General features: G+C 43.8%; 2 protein-coding genes. Both read left to right on the top strand.

The genetic code is table 11. From position 1 onward, the window contains the following. Positions 1–718: 718 nt before the first annotated feature. Positions 719–3469: a hypothetical protein gene (locus KDK14_RS12520; RefSeq protein WP_257265470.1), complete on the top strand. Its 2751-nt coding sequence runs from the start codon at positions 719–721 to the stop codon at positions 3467–3469. Positions 3470–3490: 21 nt separating this feature from the next. Next, the gene (locus KDK14_RS12515; RefSeq protein ID WP_257265469.1) at positions 3491–3775 is read left to right on the top strand and encodes a hypothetical protein; all 285 of its coding nucleotides are present in this window, start codon (positions 3491–3493) and stop codon (positions 3773–3775) included. Positions 3776–3910: the final 135 nt, after the last annotated feature.

Here is a 3910-nt window from a genome sequence, read left to right as displayed (position 1 = left end):
ACATTCCGCTGTTTATTTTTTTTCTGATAGTTTAAAAAGGAAATATATTGAGTTTTTGACATACGAAAGGGATGTACATGCAGGCTATCAAAAGGAAATTGAAAAAGAAATGGACAGAATCCTAAAGAATTATTCTGAAAAATCTGTATTTCCTGGTCTTAGGCAATTGACCGAGATGAATCAGCTATTCGATTTGGCCGTAATGACGTTTCAATTAACTTCTGATGCGATAAGGTTGGATGGTCAGAACGAGAAGTTAAGGGTCTTAAGAGTTTCGAAACGAACCGGCAAGCAGTCAAATCAGCCAATTTCAGAGATAAATTCTGACATCGCTACTATTAGAGACAGTTTCAACAAGAAATTAAAGCAACAGACAGTCAGAATTTATAATGAATATGGTAAACAGACGCTTAGACTTTTAGAAGCAGCAAAGTTGGAACAAAATAATCCTGAGGCATTTTCCACATATGATGAGGTTAAAGATGTTGTTGAGTCAAACAGGAGTTCTTTAAAGAAATTATTTTCAATAATAGTAGTGACAATGGATGATGAAGAACTAAATCCAAAATTAATAAAGTATGAAAATTACATGAAAAAAGTTATAGAAGATATTAAGCCTTTAAACTTCGAAAACTTAACAGCAGAACAAGAGGCTATTTACCTGTATTCGAAGAGAATTATAGAAAGTCAGTCTGCAATGTTCAGGCGTGCCATTGAAATGGCCAGAATAACAAGAGATTACGTTGAAATGAAACGACCAAAAGATCCAGTAAAAATTATTTCTCAATCAAAAAAAGCAGCCAATGTGTTCATTGATCAATTTACAAAAAAAAATGTCGGTAGTGCACAAACTTCTCGAAAAGAGTTTATTGAAAACTTCAGAAAACAATCTGATGACAGGGCTATTCATTTAACCAGATTATTTGTAGACATGTTTTCAATACATGGTATGAAGATGAAACATGCCATCAACGGTTTGACTCATTATCTTGGTCGGTTAATGATTAGAACCATGGGAAATGATAAACTTTCCAGTGAAGAAAGAGGAGAAGTAATCAAAAAAATATTGCATCAAAAAAACAGAGCATATAAAGCTGCCCTTGATGAAATTAAAGCAGTATTTTTTCATTGTATTGAGATTCGTAAAAAATCTCTTACAAAACAGAATCAAGATGTGTTGTGTGAAGGTCAAATCTATAACTATCCTTTCTTTAAATTAAAACTTGAATTCTTTTTTGATCCTCTAGTGAAAAAGTTGAAAGGAAAAACACCAGATCGTGACAATTCAATGTTCAATAGCAATCGTTTGTTTAAAAAGATATCTGAAATAAAGAAAGATGAGCTGAGTACTATAGAATGGTCATTTAAGTTATCTCAATCTTTAAAAGAAAAAGAATATGCATGGTCATGTATAACGGCAAACAATCAAACAGAACAGACGCTGGCGAGACAATCGAAGATAAAAGTAGTACAAGAGCGAATTGTTAAGGAGTTTTCCAGTATTGCCAAGGTATGTGCAGCATTACTTTCCCAAATTGGTTTTGATCTTCATTTTCGTTTGAAAGATCGGGATCTGCAAGCGTATCAAGATCGCTCTTTGTTACCTTACGATTTCACCGGGTTAATAGATAATCAGCCAAGAAAACGGCGTGACCTTAGCGCTACTGATGAGATCGGCAATACTAATGAACCAATCGATGAGAATGACATCATCAATGAGATTGCCGACGATGACGATAATACCGCCCCTCACTTAATGGTTCAGTCCGAACCCAACAGCCCTCTCTCCTCCGGTGCCAGCATGCACCGTGGCGTATGGTCTGCTATCGGTAGCCAACTTGCCGGTTTAGCCCAATATGCAGGACTGACGACAGCCGACCAGTCAGCAAGCCTCAACGAATTGCCCCGGAAGATGGATGAAGTCAACGACCCCGGGGCTGAACCAACTGAGCATGCGAGGTCGTCCAAACCGGTATCACCTCTGACCAACGACAGCCTGATGCTGGCAAATATTGTTGCCTCGGCGCTCAATGATCGCCCGATTCGGGCTGTGGGTCATGATCACGCTGGCCCTCAGGCCAGCCTGTCCCGGGACCCGCTGGCACAATCCCCCGGTATGAGATTGCTCGAAGGGGCCAGAGGAGTCGCCAGTCAGCTGCATACTGAACTCAATGATTATGTGCAATCGCTTGCTGACGATACGGTGGCTGACATTGCGCCTTACTGGCAACCCCAGGACCTTTTGAATATTGCCATTGTGCAAACCGCCGGAGTTAATCGAACCTCGCCCACCAGAGCCTTTTTGCAGGCAGTTATAGCCTCCCCGGCGCTGGGTGTCGAGCATGAAAGCCCTGATAATATTTTTCGCAGTGACGGAACGGTGCGCAAGGTTGTTGCCGGGGCCGATGGGCGGTCATCGGTTTTTTACGACAGTGTTACCGGTAAAACGACAACCGGTTCTCCATCGATTGAACTGGCCCGATGCATGCTGCGGGCCATGGCCCAACATCAGCTGGAAAATCGGGAGCTATCCAATCCCTTGCGCAAACAAGTGCTTGATCAAGTTCTGCAGTTACAAGACAGAAGGTCAGAAAACAGTACTTTAAGCACCTGGTTGGGTCTGGGCGGAAACGACGGTGACAAGGATTTCAGGCATGATTTTGACCGGCTGCTCACGGAACAATTCGGGAAATTACATCAACGCTTGTCTGTGAATGATGGCATCGGGCTTAATCCCATGGTGCAGTCCCTGAACATGGGGAATTACCATAATACCCGGGATCAGTTTATCAATCTTGCACTGGATCAGCAGATCAGCATGATAAGGTTACTGGCCAATGCCCCGGACACACTGGGGTTGGATCACTCCTCTGAATTTATTGCGCAGCTGCTACGGGATATCGGCGACATATCGGACAACGATGGGAATGAAGAAATACCGGACTGGTCAGCCTTCGCCATAAGCCAACGGACCTGGCAGTTATTTACCTGGCTTTATGACTGCAAGGTCAGCGCCTTTGATGAAGCCTTCTCCCGTCAACAGCTCTCATTGACCATAAGTGAACGTCAGCATGCAGAGAATGATGATGAGTCATGGCGATTGAATCAGGTGATCACTGATCTTTTACCAACAAAATCCAGTGCCAGCGACAGAGCGTCAATAGAGCCTGGCAGCGATAGCAATCTGCTGCCACCGGTGCAATGCCATCGGTTTGACGACAGTAAAGTTGACCAAATGCTGGATGCCTACTCTGCCATCAAAAATCAGGTTAACGTCAATTTCCCCCGGGTATTTGCTGACACAGTCAGCGACCCGTTGCTGAAACAGGAATTGACTGGCCAGATTGCAACTGCGTGCCTGGAAGCACTGAAAGGTAAGTTAACCGCTAACCCGGATGATTGGCAGGCTCTGGTTGACACAGTTATCAACGAGGAATTTGTCCAATTTACTGAACACCATGTGGTGTGACTGGTCAAGAAAGAGGTCATTATGCAATCAACAACAGCCAAAATGCCAGGCGGCGGCTGCACAAGCCAAGTGACAGATGGTTCTGCTGATGCTACCCAAAGTGATAGTAACGGACAAAAATCCTCCCCTCCCAAGCCGCAAAATTGCGGTACATGGACCGTTGAGCGCCGCTACCCACTGGATATGCAGTCAAGTTTTTGCTGTGGGGGTCCCCCTCGTTATCGGGAAGATGTCATCAAGGCGCTTGCAGAGTATCAATTACTGCCTGAAACGCCAACAAAATCGGTGAGTGGTGCAAAGGACTGAACAGAGGCGGACTCCAATGGCACTGATTAAGCTTGAATGCCTCGTAAACAGGGGGATTGATATAGGTTGATAGATTTGAATTTGAACCACAAATGCCCATGGCGCGTGAAAATATTTTGCGCCACCCTCAGGGAT

The sequence above is a fragment of the Endozoicomonas sp. ONNA2 genome (assembly GCF_024606365.1).
Lineage (GTDB): Bacteria > Pseudomonadota > Gammaproteobacteria > Pseudomonadales > Endozoicomonadaceae > Endozoicomonas.
The sequence above is the reverse complement of the archived record's forward strand: the minus strand, read 5'-3'. Positions and strand labels throughout refer to the sequence as shown.